Annotated in this window: 18 protein-coding genes; 1 reads left to right on the forward strand and 17 read right to left on the reverse strand. The window is 38.5% G+C overall.

Going from position 1 to position 22,251, the window contains the following annotated elements:
• Window positions 1–14: 14 nt before the first annotated feature.
• The 11 genes from ABH968_RS13520 to ABH968_RS13570 all read right to left on the reverse strand — a co-directional run bounded on the left by ABH968_RS13520 (window position 15) and on the right by ABH968_RS13570 (window position 13,567).
• Window positions 15–1,049, reverse strand: a complete 1,035-nt coding sequence (locus tag ABH968_RS13520) for a FecCD family ABC transporter permease (protein ID WP_370044662.1) — start codon at window positions 1,047–1,049, stop codon at window positions 15–17.
• Window positions 1,046–2,098 (reverse strand): FecCD family ABC transporter permease, encoded by a 1,053-nt coding sequence (locus ABH968_RS13525; RefSeq protein WP_370044663.1) that lies wholly within the window; start codon window positions 2,096–2,098, stop codon window positions 1,046–1,048. The genes ABH968_RS13520 and ABH968_RS13525 overlap by 4 nt, the downstream gene beginning before the upstream one ends.
• 44 nt (window positions 2,099–2,142) lie before the next feature.
• The gene (locus ABH968_RS13530; protein WP_370044664.1) at window positions 2,143–2,937 is read right to left on the reverse strand and encodes an ABC transporter ATP-binding protein; all 795 of its coding nucleotides are present in this window, start codon (window positions 2,935–2,937) and stop codon (window positions 2,143–2,145) included.
• Window positions 2,938–3,012: 75 nt separating this feature from the next.
• Window positions 3,013–4,737: an ABC transporter ATP-binding protein gene (locus ABH968_RS13535; RefSeq protein WP_370044665.1), complete on the reverse strand. Its 1,725-nt coding sequence runs from the start codon at window positions 4,735–4,737 to the stop codon at window positions 3,013–3,015.
• A 294-nt stretch (window positions 4,738–5,031) separates the two neighbouring features.
• The gene (locus ABH968_RS13540; RefSeq protein WP_370044667.1) at window positions 5,032–6,939 is read right to left on the reverse strand and encodes a helix-turn-helix domain-containing protein; all 1,908 of its coding nucleotides are present in this window, start codon (window positions 6,937–6,939) and stop codon (window positions 5,032–5,034) included.
• A 213-nt stretch (window positions 6,940–7,152) separates the two neighbouring features.
• The gene (gene rho, locus ABH968_RS13545) at window positions 7,153–8,436 is read right to left on the reverse strand and encodes a transcription termination factor Rho (RefSeq protein WP_370044668.1); all 1,284 of its coding nucleotides are present in this window, start codon (window positions 8,434–8,436) and stop codon (window positions 7,153–7,155) included.
• A 275-nt stretch (window positions 8,437–8,711) separates the two neighbouring features.
• Entirely contained in the window at window positions 8,712–9,668 is a 957-nt protein-coding gene (glpX, locus tag ABH968_RS13550; protein ID WP_100546229.1) for a class II fructose-bisphosphatase, read from the reverse strand.
• Window positions 9,669–9,763: 95 nt separating this feature from the next.
• Complete coding sequence (locus ABH968_RS13555) at window positions 9,764–11,050, reverse strand: UDP-N-acetylglucosamine 1-carboxyvinyltransferase (RefSeq protein WP_370044670.1); 1,287 nt, start codon at window positions 11,048–11,050, stop codon at window positions 9,764–9,766.
• A 61-nt stretch (window positions 11,051–11,111) separates the two neighbouring features.
• The gene (gene fsa, locus ABH968_RS13560) at window positions 11,112–11,762 is read right to left on the reverse strand and encodes a fructose-6-phosphate aldolase (protein ID WP_053484463.1); all 651 of its coding nucleotides are present in this window, start codon (window positions 11,760–11,762) and stop codon (window positions 11,112–11,114) included.
• 227 nt (window positions 11,763–11,989) lie between these two features.
• Window positions 11,990–12,844, reverse strand: a complete 855-nt coding sequence (locus ABH968_RS13565) for a class II fructose-bisphosphate aldolase (RefSeq protein WP_370044672.1) — start codon at window positions 12,842–12,844, stop codon at window positions 11,990–11,992.
• A 366-nt stretch (window positions 12,845–13,210) separates the two neighbouring features.
• The gene (locus ABH968_RS13570) at window positions 13,211–13,567 is read right to left on the reverse strand and encodes a response regulator (RefSeq protein ID WP_370044674.1); all 357 of its coding nucleotides are present in this window, start codon (window positions 13,565–13,567) and stop codon (window positions 13,211–13,213) included.
• Between the two features lie 156 nt (window positions 13,568–13,723).
• Here ABH968_RS13570 and ABH968_RS13575 point away from each other — a divergent pair, with 156 nt between their 5' ends.
• A complete protein-coding gene (locus ABH968_RS13575) occupies window positions 13,724–14,254 on the forward strand; it encodes a DUF2529 family protein (protein ID WP_370044676.1) in 531 nt (176 codons plus the stop codon).
• Window positions 14,255–14,418: 164 nt separating this feature from the next.
• On the opposite strand, the gene ABH968_RS13580 is transcribed toward ABH968_RS13575, so the two are convergent.
• The 6 genes from ABH968_RS13580 to ABH968_RS13605 form a co-directional block, all read right to left on the reverse strand.
• Window positions 14,419–16,011 carry a CTP synthase gene (locus ABH968_RS13580; protein ID WP_370044678.1) on the reverse strand — a complete coding sequence of 531 codons (1,593 nt, stop codon included), beginning with the start codon at window positions 16,009–16,011 and terminating at the stop codon, window positions 14,419–14,421.
• Window positions 16,012–16,441: 430 nt separating this feature from the next.
• Complete coding sequence (locus tag ABH968_RS13585) at window positions 16,442–16,579, reverse strand: hypothetical protein (RefSeq protein WP_370044680.1); 138 nt, start codon at window positions 16,577–16,579, stop codon at window positions 16,442–16,444.
• Between the two features lie 366 nt (window positions 16,580–16,945).
• Entirely contained in the window at window positions 16,946–17,488 is a 543-nt protein-coding gene (gene rpoE / locus ABH968_RS13590) for a DNA-directed RNA polymerase subunit delta (protein WP_370044682.1), read from the reverse strand.
• Between the two features lie 151 nt (window positions 17,489–17,639).
• Window positions 17,640–17,801, reverse strand: coding sequence for a hypothetical protein (locus ABH968_RS13595; protein WP_370044684.1), 162 nt, complete (start codon window positions 17,799–17,801; stop codon window positions 17,640–17,642).
• 147 nt (window positions 17,802–17,948) lie between these two features.
• On the reverse strand, window positions 17,949–21,197 hold the full coding sequence (gene icmF, locus ABH968_RS13600; RefSeq protein ID WP_370044685.1) for a fused isobutyryl-CoA mutase/GTPase IcmF: 3,249 nt from the start codon (window positions 21,195–21,197) through the stop codon (window positions 17,949–17,951).
• 415 nt (window positions 21,198–21,612) lie between these two features.
• A complete protein-coding gene (locus ABH968_RS13605; protein WP_370044687.1) occupies window positions 21,613–22,248 on the reverse strand; it encodes a TetR/AcrR family transcriptional regulator in 636 nt (211 codons plus the stop codon).
• Between the last annotated feature and the right edge of the window lie 3 nt (window positions 22,249–22,251).

Here is a 22,251-nt window from a genome sequence, read left to right on the forward strand (position 1 = left end):
TGAAATGCTTCCTTTTATTCCTTTAAACGCGCTAATAAATATAAGAAATATGGTGCTCCTAAAACTGCTACAACAATTCCGGCTGGTATTTCTGATGGCTCTAAGATCAAGCGACCGATTGTATCAGCCATTAACACTAATAATCCCCCTAAAAGTGCGGCAGCTGGCAGTAAAAACTGATGTTTAGCCCCAACGAGCTGACGTGCCAAATGTGGAGCGATTAATCCAACAAATCCAATACCCCCACTTACTGACACACTTGCCCCAGCTAACCCTACAGATGCTGCAAGAAGCCAACGACGCTCCCTTTCAATAGAAGCTCCCAAACCGACTGCTGTTATTTCTCCTAAATTTAAAACATTCAATACGCGGGACTTTGAATACACAAATGGTAGTAAAATTAGTAACCATGGCAATAAAGATAATACGAATCTCCAATTCGATCCCCAAATACTCCCCGCCAGCCACGTTGCAACGAATTGATAATTTTCAGGTGTTAAACGCAGCGTCAGCACAATCATCGCTGAGCTAATACCCGCTGCTACTGCAATCCCTGTTAATATTAAGCGCATTGGGGTAATTCCTTCATGACGTCGATAAGAAAGTGTATAAATTAAAACAGCTGTCATCCCTGATCCTACAAATGCTAACACTGGCAGTAAGTATACAGGTGCTGCTTTAGTAGATGGAAAAAATGAAATATAAAGCATAACTGCAAGTCCAGCTCCTGCATTTATACCCAAAATGCCTGGGTCAGCTAGAGCATTTTTAGAAATGCCTTGTAAAATAGCCCCTGAAACTGCTAAGCCCATCCCCACTAAAACAGCGATAACAATACGAGGTAGCCTAAATTCAAATAAAATAAGTTGCTGTTGGGCATCCCCCTGACCAAAAAGTGTTTGAATAACCTCCATTGGTGTTAGCTTTATAACCCCTGTATTCATACTAATGACAAATGTGATGACAATTAGTAAAGCTAGCGTACCCAGAATTAAGAAGTTTTTCTTTTTAACTTTTTGTTGAGTTAATGTTAAAAAACTATTACTCATAGTTCTTTTCCTCCTTTACGGGCTATATATAGGAAGAATGGAACTCCAATAAAGGCAATTAGCGCTCCAATTGGTGTTTCGTAAGGTGGATTCATCATCCGTGCAACAAGATCAGCCAACACAACAAGTAATGCTCCATATACTAATGAACACGAAATAATCCAACGATAATCGTGTCCAACTATGTATCTCATAAAATGCGGAACTATTAATCCAACAAACCCGACTGCTCCTACGACTGATACTGCCGCTCCTGCCAACACTAAAACAATCACCATTCCCCATATTTTTACTACTTTAGTACGTTGCCCAAGTCCTAGGGCAATTTCTTCGCCTAAACTCAGTAAAGTAATGGAGCGTGATAAAATTAGAGCTCCAATCATTGCCGCCAGTATCCATGGCGACAATATTTGAAGATGATACCATTTTGTACCTGAAACACCTCCTGCATACCAGAAGGCTAAGTCTTGTCCAATACGATAATAAAGGGCAACGCCTTCCCCTAGCGCACCTAATAGAGCACTTACAGCAGCACCTGCCAACACTAATCGCATTGGTGTTAGACCACCTTTTGACAGCGAACCTACGCCATAAACAATCGCAACACCTAAGCCCGCTCCAACAAATGACCATAAAATTATATACATGTACGATAAATTAGGGAAAAAAGCAAAGCAGATTGCTAGCATAAACGCGGCCCCAGAATTTAACCCTAATAATCCAGAGTCAGCCAATGGATTGCGTGTCATGCCTTGCATAATCGCACCTGCGACCGCAAAGCATCCACCTACTAATCCTGCGCCTAACACTCGTGGTAATCGAATATCATGTATAATTTGATGTGTTGTTAAATCCGGTGAAAAATGAGTAATAGCTGTCCATACAGTACTCAACGATATATCTGCCGCACCAAATGAAATAGACAAACCGATTGCAAATATTAACCCTATCACCCCAACAATTATAGCTACTACACCACGGACTGGATGAGATCGCTGCTGTAGTTCCTCTAAATCTCTAAGCCCTCCTACTCCTGTCGACGTAGTCATACACTTCCTCCTTAATCCTTACGATTTCAATTTCCTACTTAACGCTATTCTTTCATGTCGTACAGTTGGTAAGATAAGCAAATTGGATTTTTACTATATGGGCAGACAGCCATTTCCGCATCAATATTGAACACCTTTTGTAAATTTTCCTTTGTCATCACTTCATTTGGCTGACCATTCACAATTAATTGTCCATCTCTCATAGCAATCATAAAGTGAGAAAAACGAGAAGCATGGTTCAAATCATGTAATACCATCACAATCGTTCGTCCTTCCTCTTTATTTAACTTTTGTAACAGTAATAAAATATCAAGCTGATGTGCTAAATCTAAATAAGTAGTAGGTTCATCAAGTACTAGAATATCTGTTCCTTGAGCTAATGCCATGGCAATCCATACTCGTTGACGTTGACCACCTGATAGTGCCTCTATCGGACGGTCACTAAACTCTCTAAGACCTGTAACATCAATAGCCCAATGAATATATTCATAATCTTCCTTGTGCAATGTACCAAACCCTGCTTGATGAGGAAAACGGCCATAGGATACTAGTTCAAAAACTGTTAATCCTCCTGGGGCTGTTGCTGTTTGAGGCAAAATTGCCATTCTTTTCGCCACTTCTTTTGTCTTTAATTGATGAATTGCTTTTCCATCTAAGTAAACTGCTCCATCTTGGGTCCGTAGTACACGCGCAACGGCCTTTAATAAGGTAGATTTGCCACAGCCGTTTGGACCAATAATCGTTGAGATTTGTCCTTTTGGAATTGCCACACTTAAATCATGTACAATGAGCGTCGAGGAGTAACCAATAGCCACACGATCTATTTCAAGAACTGACATATACAACTTCCTTCCTTTTATCAATTTCGCCTTGGCGTAATTGCGCTGAATGACGATGAAATGACAAATTACCGCTTAGATTTGCAAGCCGAATTGCGCTGTATACAAACCATAATAAGCATTTTTTCTATCCATTAATTGCTCATGAGTACCTTCTTCAATAATTCCTTTTTTCGATACAACGACAATTCGATCAGCATCCTTTATCGTTGCTAAACGGTGTGCAATCACTAATGTTGTACGGCCTATTGCTAGTTCGTTTAAGGCTTGTTGAATTGCCAGCTCGGTTTCTGTATCCAAAGCAGATGTTGCTTCATCCAAAATCAATACTTTAGGATTTTTCAAGAATATACGTGCAATCGATAATCTTTGCTTCTGTCCGCCTGATAATTTCACGCCACGTTCACCAATTAATGTATCCATGCCATCAGGTAGAGCTTTAATGACATCTGTAAGCTGCGCTCGCTGTGCAGCAAACCAAATATCTTCCTCACTCGCGTTTAAATCACCATAAGCAATATTTTCTCGAATTGTGCCATCAAACAAAAAGACATCCTGTTGAACAATTCCTATATGTGAACGTAAAGATTGCAGCTTAAAATCTCGTATATCAATGCCATCAATTTTTATTGAACCTTCATTTACTTCATAAAAACGTGGCAATAAACTGCAGATGGTAGATTTCCCCGCACCAGATGGACCTACTAGCGCAACCGTTTCACCAGGATGTACCTTTAAATTAATATGATGTAAGGCATGATTATTTTCAGAGTAACCAAACGATACATTATTAAATGTAATTTCTCCTCCAATTTCATTGATAGCTTTTGCCTCTGGACGATCTGCAATTTCAGGTGCTGTTTCTAGAAATTCAATGTATCTTCTAAACCCTGCCATTCCTTTCGGATAACTTTCAATAAACATATTAATTTTATTGATTGGGTTTAAGAGAATACCTGATAATAAAATAAATGCAATGAATTCACCATTTGTTAAATGGCCATTTAAAACGAAATATGCACCTACAAGTAGTGTGAATAATGACAAAATTTTTGTGAGAATGCCTGAAATCGCTTCATTCCAAGCCATTACTTTATAGGAAAAAAGTTTTGTCATTCTAAATCTTTCATTGTTTGCCTTAAAGCGTTTAATCTCATGCTCTTCATTCGTAAAGGCTTGTACAACACGAATACCACTTACATTATTTTCAACACGTGCATTAAAATCTGCAATATCCCCAAACATTTGACGGAATGCTTTGGACATTAACTTTCCAAAAATAATCGTTAAAATTAAGATGATTGGAACCAGTAGGAAAATTAGTATTGTAAAGGTTGGATCAATGTAAAACATAACACCGAATGTACCTACAATCGTCATTGCAGCAATGAACATATCCTCTGGTCCATGATGTGCAAGTTCACCAATGTCCATTAAATCATTCGTTAATCTTGAAACTAGGTGCCCTGTTTTATTGTTATCGAAATAACGAAACGAGAGCTTTTGAACGTGACTAAACGCTTCCCTTCTCATATCCGTCTCAATATTGATGCCTAACATATGTCCCCAATACGAAACAATAAAATCAAAAATAGAATTAATTATGTAAAGCATTAATAGCAATAAACTCGCCATGAAAATCCACTTTAGTTCACCGTCTGGTAGAATATCATCAATCACCTTATTTAAAACGATTGGAAATGCTAATTCGATAAGGGCTACTAGTATGGCACAGGAAAAATCCAAAATAAATAATCCTTTATAGGGCTTGTAATATGAAAAAAAACGCTGTAATAACATTGAGAAGCCTCCTATTATCAATATCATTCATAGTGTTCTAGTAAATAAGCTACCCGATCATACATAGGTAGCTCACATTTTTTTGCCATCTTCATTCAGGTGTGTGGATTAACCGTTTTTTTCATTCAAATTAATTCGAAAACGCTGATTTCCGCTACAGGCTACTCGCTTTCCTGCGGGAGTCGAGTAGCCCTACGCTACAATTAGTTAAAAACGGGAATATATTAGCAAAATAGCAACAAAATAATCCTTTTAATAAACCTATTTTTTCCTAATCAACACGCCTGATCTTCATTATTTCTGTTGAGCCTTTGTAAACTCTACTATTTTGTCAGCCATATCTTCGGCTTGATGTAATCCAGAGAGTGGATCAGAAGCAAAATAATATTCTGGTTCTAATTCTATTGTTTTATTATTTTTGACAACATCGAGATTTTTCCAAGTGGAAGGGAATTTCTCTTCTTTATTAAAGAAATTAATAACAAAAACATAATCCCCAACATAGTCTCCTACCACTTCATAGGAAATTTCATAACGCCCACCTGTAAAATCTTTTGTATCAAAAAGCTCCTGCACCTTTTCTTGAGGCTTCATACCAAGTATTTGATAAAGTGCTCTACCACCTGACACACTTGAATTCCCTACAATTGTTGCATTTTTTTCGAATACGTCATAAATAGTAAAAGTAGCTCCTTCTGGGATAACATTATTTATTTTTTCCTGTGCTTGCGCTATACGATTCTCAAAATCTTGAACAAATGCGTTAGCTTCGTCCTGACGACCTAAATATTCTCCCATCGCTTTAATTTCCTCGGTAGCCGATTTATGCGCTGTTTCCGAAAATACAATAGTTGGTGCAACCTTTTCATATTTTTCTACATCTTCTTTATTCCATGTAATGATTAAATCTGGCTTTAATTCTAAGATCTTTTCTAATGATGCACTCCCATCTGTACCAATGTTGGAAATTCCACCTTCCTTGTAATACGATTTTAAAAATGCTGCAAAGTCTAAATTAGCTGTCACTGCTCCTACTGGAATAACATCCAACGCTAGAATTTGTCCAAGATACCAGTCTGTCACTACCCGTTCTGCTTTTACTGGAATCTCTACTTGTCGTCCACTATCATCTGTCACAGTTCTAGTCTTTACTTCTTCTGACTTAGGTTCATTCTCTTTATGTTCAGTAGATTGTTTTGTATCTTCTCCACATGCTGCAAGTAAAACGAACAAACTTAGCAAAAATGGTATCTTTACATGCCTACTTATTTTTTTCATCATTATGTTATTTTCCTCATTTTCAAATTGTATTGCTTGCGCGAGCTGATTCTTATTGTATTGAAAATGATTCTCATTTGTAATGGCGATTTCGGACAAGTTTGATGTATATTTCAGCCTAAAATTACTTGGTGCCATATTTGTTGCCTTTTTAAAAACCCGACTAAAATAATATTCATCTTCAAATCCAAGCGAAATAGCTATTTCTTTTATGCCGTATTGATTTGCTACCAAGTATTGCTTTGCCTTTTCTATTCTCAGCTGTTGTAAATAAATTTGTGGACCTACTTCATAACGAGCCTTAAAAATACGTAATAAATGACGTGCACTAATGTTAAGTAAATCAGCAAGTGCCTGTATGGATAAAGATTCATGTATGTTTTGCTCTATATACAGACGTGCTGCTTCTGCCCTATCAATGTCGTGCGGTTCCCCCTGCCCCTCAGCTAGTTCTCGAAAAACACGATAAACGAACTCATAAAAGGATGCTTTCACTGATAAATGTTCTTGAATAGAGCCCGACTGCCATTTGCCGTACATATCTTGCAAAATTGTATGCAGGGCTACTGGATTTGCAGGTATACAAGAGAAAGTTGTTTGGAATGGCTGATATTGCATCTGTAAATGTTGCATAAAAGCATCTTTGTAAATTACATCCCCTTTATAGGAGATAAGGAAGTAGCTAATGCTATCTGGTGCCGTAATATGGAGGGATTGGGACTTTCCAATATGGAAAATACTAAAGCGCTGTACATGATAAGGTTGCTCATCAATGACAATTTCTGCATCTCCTGCTGTCATGATAAGGAATGCGCTATTTTTTAAAACCTTTGTCATTCGAACATCGGTATTACTAACATAGTCAATTTGCTTCAACTGGATATTTGCATTTTGCCATAGAAGCATATAAGCATCATAATTCATCTCTGTCTCCTTAAAAATAAGATTTCATGCTACCATTATATTGGTAATGATAATGATTATCAATTTCATTATGATTTTGCGAGATAAAAATGTATAACTAGTCAAAGCGAGCCTATATTTATCGGAACAATCTCAGTTTTTATGTAACGCTATGCCCCTTTTTAATCAAAAAAAAATCACCATCGACTATTGCTAGTCAATGGTGATTCATGTTTATAGTAAGCCTTTACCTTTAGTAGCTTTTTTCATATCTTCATTTAACTTTTCAAAGAATTCTTCATTTGATTTTGTCGTACGTAATTTTTTCATGAAGCGCTCCGCAAAATCAGGTGCGTCCGAGAATGTTTTACGAATTGCCCACAGTTTTTCAAGTTGCTCAGGCTCAAGAAGAAGCTCTTCCTTACGTGTACCTGAACGGCGGATATCAAGCGCAGGGAAAATACGACGCTCTGCTAATTGGCGATCAAGATGAAGCTCTAAATTACCTGTTCCTTTAAATTCTTCATAAATGACCTCATCCATACGAGATCCAGTATCCACTAAAGCTGTCGCTAAAATTGTTAAGCTACCGCCTTCTTCAATATTACGTGCAGAACCGAAGAATCGTTTTGGTCTATGGAAGGCAGCCGGATCAATACCACCTGAAAGCGTACGACCGCTCGGAGGAATAACTAAGTTATAAGCTCGTGCTAAACGTGTAATAGAGTCCATTAAAATAATAACATCACGCTTATGCTCAACTAAGCGGCGTGCACGTTCTAATACAATTTCTGCAACTTTCACATGATTTTCTGGAACCTCATCGAAAGTCGAGCTCACTACATCCGCATTCACTGAACGTTCAATATCAGTTACTTCCTCAGGGCGTTCGTCAATAAGTAATACAATTAACTCCGCCTCCGGATAATTTGTTGTAATAGAATTCGCGATTTCTTTTAATAATGAAGTTTTCCCTGCCTTTGGTGGTGCAACGATTAATCCACGTTGCCCAAAGCCTACAGGTGCCACTAAATCCATAATACGAGTCGATAAATTACGTTGAGTTGTTTCAAGCTTAATTTGTCGGTCAGGATATAAAGGCGTTAATGCAGGAAAATGCACACGTTCCTTTGCTACCTCTGGGTCTTCGCCGTTAACAGCATCTACCTGTAGTAGTCCATAATAGCGTTCGTTTTCTTTAGGTGGACGTACTTTACCAGATACCTTGTCCCCATTTCGTAGGTCAAAGCGACGAATCTGAGAAGCAGAAATATAAATATCCTCTTTACTTGGTGAGTAGTTAATTGGTCGAAGGAAACCAAAGCCCTCTTGCGAAACAATTTCTAGTACACCTTCCATAAAGAAATAGCCCTCTTGCTCCGAACGTGTTTTCAAAATAGCAAATATTAATTCTTTTTTCGTTAGCTTGCTATAATATGAAATTTTATATTGGCGTGCAAGGGCGTAAAGCTCTTTTAACGTCATGTTTTCTAATTGAGCGATTGTCAATGCAGACATATGCACAACTCCAGTCTTTTTCAAAATATAATTGCCATTTTTGGGGTTATTAAAGAAGTTTTTTACGATAGGCTCTGTAATCATTTCGTACCTGTCATCATTTTCATTCATAAGTCAGAAATGAAGCAGTTTGAAGCAAAGCGATAGGTACTTTAATTAACTATGCAAAACATTAAAGCATAACTAGCCTTATAAAACTATGGGATGGTTGAAAATTTAGAAGAAGGTACCTAGCGCAAAAAGATGCACTAGGTATATTTTAGAAGAAATTTTTATTAATAGCTAGGTTTTTTATCAAGAGCGTGACGACCTTCTACAAAACGCACAGTTCCAGATTTAGCTCGCATAACAACTGAATGCGTTAATGCATAGGCTCCTTTATATTGAACGCCTTTTAAAAGCTCACAATCTGTTACTGCAGTCGCTGCAAAAATAGCATCGTCACCTTTAACTAGGTCATCTAAATAAAGAACTTTATCTACGTCTACACCCATTTTTTTACAACGCTCTAACTGTTCCTCGTCTTCTGGCACTAGCTTAGCTTGGAAGTCTCCACCTAGACATTTTAATGCAACAGCTGAAATAACACCCTCTGGAGCACCACCTGTACCAAACATAATATCAATGCCAGTTTCATCAAAAGCAGTATTGATAGCTGCTCCAACGTCGCCGTCTTGAATAAATTTAATACGTGCCCCAGCTTCTCGGATTTCATCAACAATTGCTTGGTGACGTGGTCGATCTAAAAGTGTAGCTACTACGTCTGAAATATCTTTATTTTTAGCTTTTGCTACCTGTAATAAATTATACGTAACAGAAGCGTTAATATCTACCTTACCTGCTGCTTCTGGACCTACTGCAATTTTCTCCATGTACATATCAGGTGCGTTTAACAGATTACCTTTATCTGCAATAGCAAGAACTGTCATTGCACCATTTGTACCCTTCGCTACAATATTTGTACCTTCTAATGGGTCAACTGCGATATCTACTTGAGGCCCTCCATTACGTAGGCCAAGCTCTTCACCAATATAAAGCATTGGTGCTTCATCCATTTCGCCTTCACCAATCACTACTGTAGCATGCATTGGAATTGTATCGAACATCACGCGCATCGCTGTCGTTGCTGCATCATCTGCCTCAATTTTTAAACCTCGACCCATCCATTTCCCGGATGCGATTGCTGCTGCTTCTGTTACTCGTACTACTTCCATCGATAAACTACGTTCCATTGTTTTATTTGCCTCCCGTTATCGGCATATTTCTTCACCGAAACATTCAAATTACCTCTATTGTAACATAGTTAGTACAAAACTTTTAGCTCTCATTATTCCTTTGTCTCTGCTACGCGAGCCATTATTGTTTCACGTCGAATATCAGCGCCTAAATCACGTAATTTCTCAATAAGTGAGCTATAACCACGCTCAATATGATAGATATCATGAATTTCTGTTTCGCCTTCAGCTAAAAGGCCTGCTAATACTAATGCGGCACCAGCACGAAGATCTGTAGCTGTTACAGTTGAACCATGTAATTTACTAGGACCTGTAATCATAGCTGTATTTCCTTCAACGCGTGCATTGGCATTCATACGACGAAGTTCATCAATATGCTTAAACCGAGCTGTATAGATTGTATCTGTTACCTTTGAGGAACCAAATGCTTGAGACATTAACACAGAAAGTGGTTGCTGAATATCCGTTGGGAACCCCGGATACACTAATGTTTTAACATCAACGGCTTGCAATGAGGAGAGGTCCGTTTTTGGCACAAAAATACTTTCATCACTGATTTCAATTTTTACGCCCATTTCACGAAGCTTTGCAGTAATCGCCTCTAAGTGCAATGGAATAACATTATCGATTGTAACGCCTTCACCTAAAGCGGCAGCCATAATCATAAACGTAGCAGCCTCAATACGATCTGGAATAATCGTATGCTCCGTACCATGAAGCTCCTCTACGCCTTCAATACGGATGACACTTGTACCCGCACCTTTAATATTAGCTCCCATGTTAGTGAGAAGAGTTGCTACATCAATAATTTCCGGTTCTTTTGCTGCATTTTCAATAACCGTACGTCCCTTCGCGAGGACAGCAGCTAACATAATATTAATTGTTGCGCCAACACTGGCAACGTCTAAATATATTTTTGCGCCAATTAATTCATCAGCACGTAAATAAATTGCTCCATGCTCATTTGTGATTTTCGCACCTAATGCCTCAAAGCCTTTTATATGTTGGTCAATAGGACGTGGCCCTAAAAAGCAGCCTCCTGGTAAACCAATCACAGCTTTTTTAAAGCGACCAAGCATTGCTCCCATTAAGTAATAAGAGGCACGAAGCTTTTTCACGTTGCCGTTTGGTAATGGCAAAGCAATCATATCTGTTGGATCAATTGTCATTTTGCCATCCTCAAATGAAACTTCTCCACCAATTTCCTCTAATAAAGCCTTTAACGTCCATGCATCGGAAATTTCTGGTATCCCTCCGATTATCACTGGAGAGTTCGCCAAAATTGATGCTGGAATTAAGGCAACTGCACTATTTTTTGCACCACTAACTTTTATTGTACCCTGTAGACGATTTTCGCCTGTAATTTTATAAACATCCATTTTGCGTTCTCCCTCATGATTGGAAAGTAATTTTCTACAATTGGCTCACTATATAATCTTATTATTCGCCTTTTCTCTTATTCCAATCCGCTAAAAATCCTTCAATTCCTTTTTCCGTTAATGGATGATGGAAAAGTTGCTTTAATACTTTAAAAGGAGTAGTTGCAATATGTGCACCAGCAAGTGCTGCAGCTGTTACATGCTGCGGATGACGAATAGATGCAGCGATAATTTGCGTGTCGATATTATGAATTGTAAAAATATCTGCAATCGTTTCAATTAGTTCTACACCGTTTTGACCCATATCATCTAGACGACCGATAAATGGTGATACATATGTAGCACCCGCACGAGCAGCCATTAATGCTTGGTTTGCACTGAAGATTAATGTTACGTTCGTTTTAATTCCTTTGTCTGCAAAGAAGCGACATGCCTCTAAGCCAGCTGGAGTCATTGGCAGTTTAACTGTAATATTTGGCGCAATTGCAGCCAATTCTAAGCCTTCTTTAATCATACCTTCCGCGTCTAGAGCAATTACTTCCCCACTCACTGAGCCATCTACAAGCTCTGTGATTTCACGAAGTCGATCATGGAAAGAAACATTCTCTTCTTTAGCAACTAACGATGGGTTTGTTGTAACACCTGATAAAATACCCCATGCGTGTGCTTCTTTAATCTCTTCAAAGTTTGCTGTATCAATAAAAAATTTCATAATATTCCCTCCTGATCACTGTTTTGGCTCACTTACCATACTTGAGGTTGATTATTCACATGACATACGTTTAACAAATGTCATCCACAACTTTTGGTAATGAGCCTTATATTTGAATTTTCGCCAAAAATTTTTTATTTCAAAATTAAGAGAAGGTCGATAAAAGCATCAACACTTCTCTTATTATGTGTATTCATCTGTATTTTTGTAACATATAGATACAAAAATTATGCTTTTTGTGCACTACCAAATTCACGGATTTTCCCAATAACTGTTGCTTTAATCGCTTCACGTGCTGGAGCAAGGAATTTACGAGGATCATAAACAACTTTATCATTATCAAGAACTTCACGGATTACTTTTGTAGCAGCAATTTGATTTTCAGTATTAACATTAATTTTTGCTGTACCTAATGAAATTGAACGTTGAATATCTTTTGTTGGAATACCTGTACCACCATGTAATACTAATGGAAGATCTGCTAAGTTTGAGATTTCTTCCATTTCTTTAAAGCCTAAGTTTGGTTCTCCTTGGTAAGGACCATGTACAGAGCCAAGCGCTGGTGCTAGGCAGTCGATATCTGTTAGCTCAACCATTTTACGGCATTCCTCTGGATCAGCATACATAATACCACCGATAACGCCATCCTCGTCACCACCTACTGTTCCAAGCTCAGCTTCAACAGAAACACCTTTCGAATGAGCGTACTCAACTACTTTTGAAGTAGTCGCAACATTTTCCTCGAATGGATGATGAGATGCATCAATCATAACGGAAGTAAAGCCTGCATCAATGGCTTCTTTACATTTTTCAAAGCTTGAACCATGGTCAAGATGAATAGCTACAGGTACTGTAGTGCCATAAGACTCCATTAAACCTTTTACCATGTGTACAACAGAGATGAATCCGCCCATATATTTACCTGCGCCTTCAGAAACGCCTAGAATAACTGGAGATTTTTCTTCTTCTGCTGCTTGTAAAATTGCTTGAGTCCACTCAAGGTTGTTGATGTTGAACTGACCAACCGCATAACCTTCTGCTTTTGCTTTAATTAACATCTCTTTCATAGATACTAATGCCATACTAAAAATCCTCCTCTTAGGACTATTCTTTTTACATAGATATGCTATTTAATCATAGCAAAAATAACAGCCCCTGAAAAGCAGGGGCTGTTATTTTCTGCACGAAAGCGAAATGCAACGGAGCGGCAGTGCCAACCGTAGTGTAGTGCAACGGAACGAAGGTTACGTGAAAGCGAAGTGCAACGTTGCGACAGCGTCTTCTTTGCTACACGAAAACGAAGAGCAAATACAAAAATTTCTTCAGTACCAAAGCAAAGATACACTCAAAATATATTTTGGAAGCAAGTGAATATGAAACGGTAGTAAATTACTACAAATTGTCTAACAACCATGAAAAACAGGCGGTGTTGACCACTGCCTGTTCATCTAAACTTTTAATGTTTTATTAACTTCATCACGTACTTCAAAAATATCAAAAGGCTTAGTAAAGTATCGAATTGCTCCTAAATCTAATGCCTCCTGTACAACATCCAATTCCCCATATGCAGTCATCATGAATACCGGGAGTTGTGGCCACTTCTCTTTTAAGCGCTTTAAAATTTCTATGCCATCCATCCCTGGAATTTTCATGTCTAATAGGACACAATCCATTCCCTCCTCAGCAAACTTCAGTGCTTCCATACCATTTGCAGCTAAATATGTACCATAACCTTCCTTTTTCAACACTTCATTTAAAAGCAAACGAATTCCTGGTTGATCATCGACAATTAGTAATCGTTTCACATTTCATTCCGCCCTTTTTGAGTTATTATTCTTGCACAAAAACTTCCTATATTATGTATTATTCTCCTTTAACCTATTAATACCTTCTAGTATTATAAATTATCTACTTTTGCTTTATGCTCTTTTCAAACCTATAATATTGATTGAGGTGGGACCATGTCAAAAATTCTAACAACACAATTGAGTGGATTATTACAAAGAATAACACAAAATGAAGAAGAAGCTATTGAAGAGACAGCGCGATTACTTGCACAAGCGGGTATTGGTGAAGGTAATGTCTATTTCGCATGCTTTGGTGAAATGCAAGTTATCGAATTAAATGCATGTCAAGCTGCGGAACGTTTTACTAAGTTAGTCCCTTGGACAAAAGATACAGTTATCACGGAAGCTGATCGTGTATGCATTTTTACACGTAGTGCACATGATGAGGATGCATTATCCTTAGCACAGCAATTAAATAATCAGTTTATTCCATTTGCAGCAGTTGCTAGCGAGGCTGCTAATTCCGAAAACCCACTAGCAGATTTAGCGTATACGTATATTTCAACACGCATACGAGGTGGTTTATTACCGAACGATTTAGGAAAGCGCATAGTTGTGCCACATGCTATTGCTGCCCTTTTTGTTTATGAAGCAGTAAAAATCGCGTATGATGAAATGCTTGGACTTGATGACGAAGAGTTATAAAAATCCCATCAATTTCGCCTTGGCGTCATTGATGCTGTCGCGCAAATAAACAATGCGTTCGGAGGCTTTATCTTCATTCAATAGGCATACTATCGCTACCAAAATAATTGATGAATGAAGATAAAAAAGAGTTGTCTCAGCACTTGAGACAACTCTTTTTTTCATTATTTGAATGTTGCTCCGATAAAATCACGGAACAATGGCTGTGGACGATTTGGACGTGATACAAGCTCAGGGTGGAATTGGCATGCTACGAAGAAATTCTTTTCTGGTAACTCGATAATTTCCACTAATTTCCCGTCAGGACTTGTACCTGAGAAGACAAAACCTGCAGCTTCCATCGCTTCACGATATTCATTGTTAAATTCATAACGATGGCGGTGGCGCTCATAAACAAGCTCTTGACCATAGGCTTTGCTTGCCTTTGAGCCATCTTTTAACTTACATGGATATAAACCTAAACGTAATGTACCACCGATGTCTACACTGTCGTTTTGATCTGGTAGGAAGTCAATAATAGGATATTCAGTATTTGGATCAAGCTCTGTAGAATGCGCTCCTTTTAAACCAAGTACGTTACGAGCAAATTCTACTGTTGCCAGTTGCATACCTAGACAAATACCTAAGAATGGTACATTATTTTCGCGAGCATATTGTGTCGCTAAAATTTTACCTTCAACTCCACGATCACCGAAACCACCTGGAACTAGAATGGCGTCAGCCCCTTTTAATAACGTAGCAACATTGTCAGCATCTACATGTTCTGCATTAATCCAGTCAATTTCAATATCAGAATTAAATGCATAGCCTGCATGTTTTAATGCCTCTACAACAGAAATGTAAGCATCTTGTAGTTCTACATATTTACCTACTAATGCTACTTTTCGTTTATTTGGTAAGCTCTTCACTTTTGCTACAAGCTCACGCCATTCTTCCATATCCGCCTCTGGTGCTTCAATGCCAAAATGGTCAAGCACGATATCATCGATATCTTGTGCATGTAGGTTTAAAGGTACTTCATATAAATGTTCTGCATCGCGAGATTCAATAATTTCGTGTGGCTGAACATCACAGAATAAAGCTAATTTTTCTTTCATCTCTTGAGGCACTTCTTGCTCTGTGCGCACAACGATAATATTTGGCTGAATACCTAAAGAACGTAATTCTTTTACAGAATGCTGAGTTGGCTTTGTTTTTAGCTCACCTGCAGCTTTAATATAAGGAATAAGTGTACAATGCACATACATCACATTGTTATGACCTAAATTCGTTTTCATTTGGCGAATTGCTTCAAGGAATGGCAATGACTCAATATCCCCAACTGTTCCGCCTACTTCTGTAATAACTACGTCTGCATTTGTTTCGCGACCAGCTCGTTGAATACGATCTTTGATTTCATTTGTAATGTGAGGAATTACTTGTACTGTTCCACCGTTGTAATCACCGCGGCGTTCTTTTTGTAATACAGACTGATAAACACGACCTGATGTTACTGTAGAATGTTTTCCTAGGTTAATATCAATGAAACGTTCGTAGTGACCTAAGTCTAAGTCAGCTTCTGCGCCATCATCTGTTACGAAAACCTCACCATGTTGATAAGGACTCATTGTACCTGGGTCAATATTGATATATGGGTCAAATTTTTGAATCGTTACTTCTAATCCACGATTTTTTAATAAACGACCTAGAGATGCTGCTACAATCCCTTTTCCAAGTGATGACACAACCCCACCTGTTACAAAAATATACTTCGTCATGAAAAAATTCCTCCTTATGTTGTTCTAGAAATTGCTAGTAAGAAAAGTGCATTCACGCCACATGCTGATTCTAAGCATTGGTGCAAATATCTCTACAGGCTAAGAAAATTAATTTTCTTAGCCCTAAAATAAGAAAAGCCGAGAATGCCTACAAAATTGTAGTCGATTCGAAGCTGTAATCGTTTCTATCTCTTTTCTACTTTCCCTTTAAAAAGTTCTAACATATACTCAGTCACCGTTTATTATACATCATGAATAATTTAGAGCGTTACTATTCATTCCGTAGCTATAAACATGGGAGAACTTGACTGAATAAAGATCAATTATGCCTCGGCATAATTGCGTCTGGATTCGGCTTTGTGCTTGCACAAAGAACTCCTTTCCGAATTCCGTGACATCCGCCGGAGGCTTTAGGCCAACACGATGTTGGTCACTCAGGCGTTTTCACAGGATGTGAAGTTCTTAGCCTGAGTTCCTCTATTTCAGCAGATGTCTTTTGTGCCGAAAGCGTAGCGACAGGTACAGGTGTTTGGACACCCGCTGAAAAGTAACTTAAATCTGCATTCATCTCACCACCTATAGAGGTGGGAGATTTCTGCTGAAAGAAGTTAAAAAATAAAAAAACGCCCCTCCTGCATAGGTTTGCAGGGGGAGCGTATTACATACACGGTATTTCTCCTTTAATTAAGGAGCCCAAGTAAAAGATTAAACGTAACCGCGATAGAAGTCAAGATTTTTCACCACAAGGATAAAAGAAAGAAAATTTCAAAGAGTAATTATCATCAATTATGCCTCGGCATAATTGCGTCCGGAATCAGCTTTGTGCTTAGGCCTGCACGAGGACCGACACGATGTCGGTCATTTCGGTAATGCCATAGGACGTGGCATTCTTAGACTGAGTTCCTTTATTTCAGCGGATGTTTGCTGAAATAAGTTAGACTTCTTCCTCTTCTTCTTCAAGTTCTTCATCATCATCGATAAAGTCTTCGTCGATTTCCTCATCGATTTCTTCTATATCCTCTTCTTCAAAGTCGATATCTGCTTTATCATCTTCTTCTTCTTCTTCATCTAGATCATCTTCTTCAACGAATTCTTCATAATCTTCATCAAAGTCAATGTCTTCCTCTTCTATATCTTCATCTAAATCATCTTCATCCTCAACGGCAGCTTTAGATTTTTTCTTATGAGTTTTAACAGAAGGAGCTGTTTCTTCTTCAATCTGTTCAACTTTATACCATTCACGTAAGCCCCAGCCTGTTTCCTGATTAAATAAGAAGCGGCCATCTACATTTAAATCTGTGTAAAATTGTAGTAGGCGAGCTTTCATTTCTTCATCACTACGGCCCACAAACTCTTGTATAATTGTTAATAAGTCATTAAAAGACACTGAGGCACGTTTTTCACTTAAAATTGCATAAGCTAAGTTAATTAACGATTCTTCCGTTAACTGTTCTTTTGTCATTTCACGAAAATTCATTCGTGCACTTCCTTTCCCTCATCACAATGGACGTTTTAAAATTCATATAGCTTTATTTTCGGAGCGCAGCAAAAAAGGCCGCACAAAAGTAACTTTCCATATCATAAGCATAATACCCATTATATACAAAGTTTTATCCTCATTGCTAGCTTCAATTACTGTTTTTTATATCACGCATTTTTTTTATCCCACAGTAAAACAAATAGACAGATAATAATAGTAAAGGAACAGCACCAATTTGCTTATCATACAGGAAAATAACTCCTAACACTAAAGCTAAAATAATGATGTAGTTAATAGCTGATTTCATCATCTACTGCGCCTCCCCTTTTTTTACATTTCTATTATAACGGAAATAAAAAGAAGTGCCTAATCCTAAGACTAGACACTTAAAACTACACAAACATTTTGTACAAAATAGAATAGATGTTATACAGCCAGAAGATATGCACGTTTAGAATTACATATTACGACGATATTGTCCGCCTACCTCATATAAAGCATTTGTGATTTGCCCTAAACTAGCGACTTTTACGGTTTCCATAAGCTCCGCAAAAATATTACCGTTGTTTACAGCTACTTGTTGTAAACGAGCAAGGGCCACTTCGTTCTCTCCTTCATGTTGCTTCCAGAAGGCTTGTAAATTATGAATTTGCGTCTCTTTTTCTTCCGTCGATGCACGCGCAATTTCCATATTGTTAATTTCATCTTCTGAAGGAGGATTCGGATTTAAGTATGTGTTCACACCAATGATTGGTAACTCACCAGAATGCTTTAGCATCTCGTAGTACATGGATTCCTCTTGAATCTTGCCACGTTGATATTGTGTTTCCATTGCACCTAGCACGCCACCACGATCATTGATACGATCAAACTCTTCTAGTACCGCTTCTTCTACAAGGTCTGTTAACTCCTCTACGATAAACGCTCCTTGTAATGGATTTTCGTTTTTCGCTAAGCCATGTTCCTTCGTAATAATCATTTGAATGGCCATTGCACGACGTACAGATTCTTCCGTAGGCGTTGTAATGGCCTCATCATATGCATTTGTATGCAATGAATTACAGTTATCCTGTAATGCCATTAACGCCTGTAACGTTGTGCGGATATCATTAAAATCAATCTCCTGTGCATGCAAACTGCGTCCAGATGTTTGGATATGATATTTTAATTTTTGTGCTCGTTCATTAGCACCGTACTTATCACGCATTACAACTGCCCAAATACGACGGGCTACACGTCCAATAACTGTGTACTCTGGATCAAGTCCGTTAGAGAAGAAGAATGATAGATTTGGCGCAAAGTCGTCAATATTCATTCCTCGACTTAAATAATATTCCACATACGTGAAGCCATTTGCTAATGTAAAGGCCAATTGTGATATCGGGTTCGCACCAGCTTCGGCAATATGGTAACCAGAAATAGATACTGAGTAATAATTACGAACTTTATGATCGATAAAGTATTGCTGAATATCTCCCATCATTCGTAACGCAAACTCTGTTGAGAAAATACATGTATTTTGCCCTTGATCTTCTTTTAAAATATCTGCTTGCACGGTTCCACGTACAACCTGTAATGTTTTCTCTCGTGTCTCCGTAAATTCTTCAACTGTCAAAGGTCGACCAAGCTCTTCCTCACGTAGTTTCACTTGTTGATCAATAGCCGTATTCATGAACATCGCCAAAATAACCGGTGCTGGACCGTTAATTGTCATCGACACTGAAGTTGATGGTGCACATAAATCAAAGCCTGCATAAAGCTTTTTCATATCTTCTAGTGTACAAATGGATACACCTGACTCTCCAACCTTCCCATAAATATCTGGTCGGTAATCTGGATCCTCACCGTATAGCGTTACCGAATCAAATGCTGTTGATAAACGTTTTGCATCATCATCCTTCGATAAATAATGGAATCGTTTATTTGTACGCTCAGGCGTTCCCTCGCCAGCAAATTGTCGCTTCGGATCTTCACCTTCACGCTTAAATTGGAATACCCCTGCTGTATACGGGAATTCACCAGGTACATTTTCTTTATAAACCCAGCGTAAAATTTCACCATAATCTACGAATTTCGGCAAAGCAACTTTAGGTATTTTTGTACCAGAAAGGCTTGTTGTCTTTAAAATTGTTCGAATTTCCTTATCACGAACTTTCGTGACAAATTCGTCTCCAGCATACGCTTCTTTTAAAGCATGCCAATTATCTAATATACGTTTAGACTCAGCCGTTAATTCATCTCTAACACCTTCCGCTAAAGAAGTGAGGGATGCGACAAGTGCATCATTTGGCGCTTTTTCATTAATCGTTGCAATAGCTCCCTCTAATTGGAATAGACGACGAGCAAATTCCACCTGCTGCTCTGATTTTTTATGATAGCCACGCACAGTATCTGTAAGTTCTCGTAAATAATAACGACGGTCGTTTGGAATGATCACATCTTGTTTTTGAGTTTTCGCAAATTGCTCATAACCCGTTTCCCAATTACTTCCTACCTTCATATTAATGATATTTACTAATGCAGCGAATAAAGCATTCGTTCCTTTATCATTAAATTGACTGGCAATCGTACCGTACACAGGCATAGTATCTATCGATTCATCCCAAAGCTCTCGTGAACGTTGATATTGCTTTTGTACTTGACGTAGCGCATCCTCAGAGCCTTTGCGTTCAAATTTATTGATGGCGATCACATCCGCAAAATCAATCATGTCAATTTTTTCAAGCTGTGTTGGAGCACCAAACTCACTTGTCATTACATACATAGATAGATCAGTGTATTTTGTAATTTCCGCATCACCCTGACCAATACCACTTGTTTCTACAATAATTAAATCATAACCCGCTACACGCGTTACATCTAGCACATCCCCAATGGAAGCAGTAAGCTCTGTACGAGATCCACGGGTTGCTAAACTACGCATATATACGCGATTATTGAAAATCGCATTCATACGAATTCGGTCACCAAGTAAAGCCCCACCTGTTTTTTGCTTTGTCGGATCGACAGAAAGAATAGCTACGCGCTTATCCGGAAACTCCTTCAGGAAACGACGAATTAATTCATCCGTTAAGGAAGATTTACCCGCACCACCTGTCCCTGTAATACCTAATACAGGTGTTCCATTTGAGCGTTTACGAGCTTCCTCTAGCATCTTTTTCGTTTCTTCATCATCATTCGACTCAGCAGCAGTTATTAAATTTGCTAAAATTTCTGGTGTTTCTGTCGATAGAGCATCAAGTTTTTCTTGATAGTTACCTGTAGCAGTTGGGAAATCAGTTCCTTTAATTTTCTCATTAATCATCCCTTGTAACCCTAAGATACGACCATCCTCCGGAGAGAAAATCCCTGCAATCCCGTAACCATGTAGCTCTTTAATTTCACGTGGTAAAATAACACCACCGCCGCCACCGTATATTTTAATATGTGGCGCCCCTTTTTCACGCAGCAAATCATACATATATTTAAAGTATTCCATATGCCCGCCTTGATAAGAAGATACCGCAATGCCTTGAGCATCCTCTTGAATAGCAGCATTTACGACTTCTTCCACGGAGCGGTTATGTCCTAAATGGATTACCTCTACACCGCTTGATTGTAAAATACGTCGCATAATGTTAACCGAAGCATCATGTCCATCAAAAAGACTCGATGCTGTTACAAAACGTACGTGATTTTTTGGACGATATACTTCTACCTTTGTCATATGAAATCCCCACTTTCTCCCCTTAATGTTCTTTATCAGCTTACCATCATAACGAGGGGTTGATTTCCGTTCCGACTGGGCGCTTTGTCGCTGCCGCTTCGCTTTCGCGCAGATAAAACATTTGTTGCTGACGCTTCGCTTTCGCACAGAATACATCTGCTTCGCTCCAGGGTCTCGGGCCAACACGATGTTGGTCACGAAGGCGTTATCACAGGATGTGATGGTTTTAGCCTTCGTTCCTCTATCGCTGATCCCCGAGGAGTCACCCAGTCTCCACTCCAATCAACTTATTTACATTGCATGCGTTTTTAACAAATACTATCCCCTACTTTTGGTGATGAGCCTTTTTATTCATAAAAAAAATCGGTAATTGCAATGTCGCACTATGCAATTACCGACAACCCCTTTACGGAACTTATTTGAACCCCTTTATGCCTGAAATAAACAATGTTATTTGCATTTCAATAAAATCGTCAATAGAGTGCTGACGGTGGAGCGCCCATTTACGGAATGCCCAGCTTTGTCCAGAAACGACTAAGTTATTTGCTGCCAAATGAATTTGTTTATCGGTCATCGTTATTTCACCTGACTGCACACAGCGTTGTAGTAATCGCTCAAAAGTACCAACCATTTCAAACTCCTTACTAAATACATATCGCTGCGCTTCTTTTGACAATGATTTAGTTTCCTGATACATGATTGTCAGCTCATCAACCATACTATCAATTTGCAAGAAATACTCTCGAATCATTTCCTTTAACTCTTCTATAGTTCCTGCCTTAATCTCATAACTTGAAAGTCGCTCCATCGCATGGTGATAAATGCTATCACATACAAGGTAAAGGACGTCTTCCTTAGTACGAATATATTCATATAATGTTCCGATACTAAAGCCTGCAGCTTTTGCGATTTCTCTCGTCGTAGCACGATGAAAACCTTTTTCTCTAAATAATTTAATGGCTCCCTCTATCATTTGTTCTCGACGAATGGCGATGAGATTTTCATCTTTTACCGTTGACTGTACTTGGGGTCTTTTATCTCTTTCTGTCATACG

It is taken from the genome of Lysinibacillus sp. RC79 (genome assembly GCF_041262405.1).
Classification (GTDB): domain Bacteria; phylum Bacillota; class Bacilli; order Bacillales_A; family Planococcaceae; genus Lysinibacillus.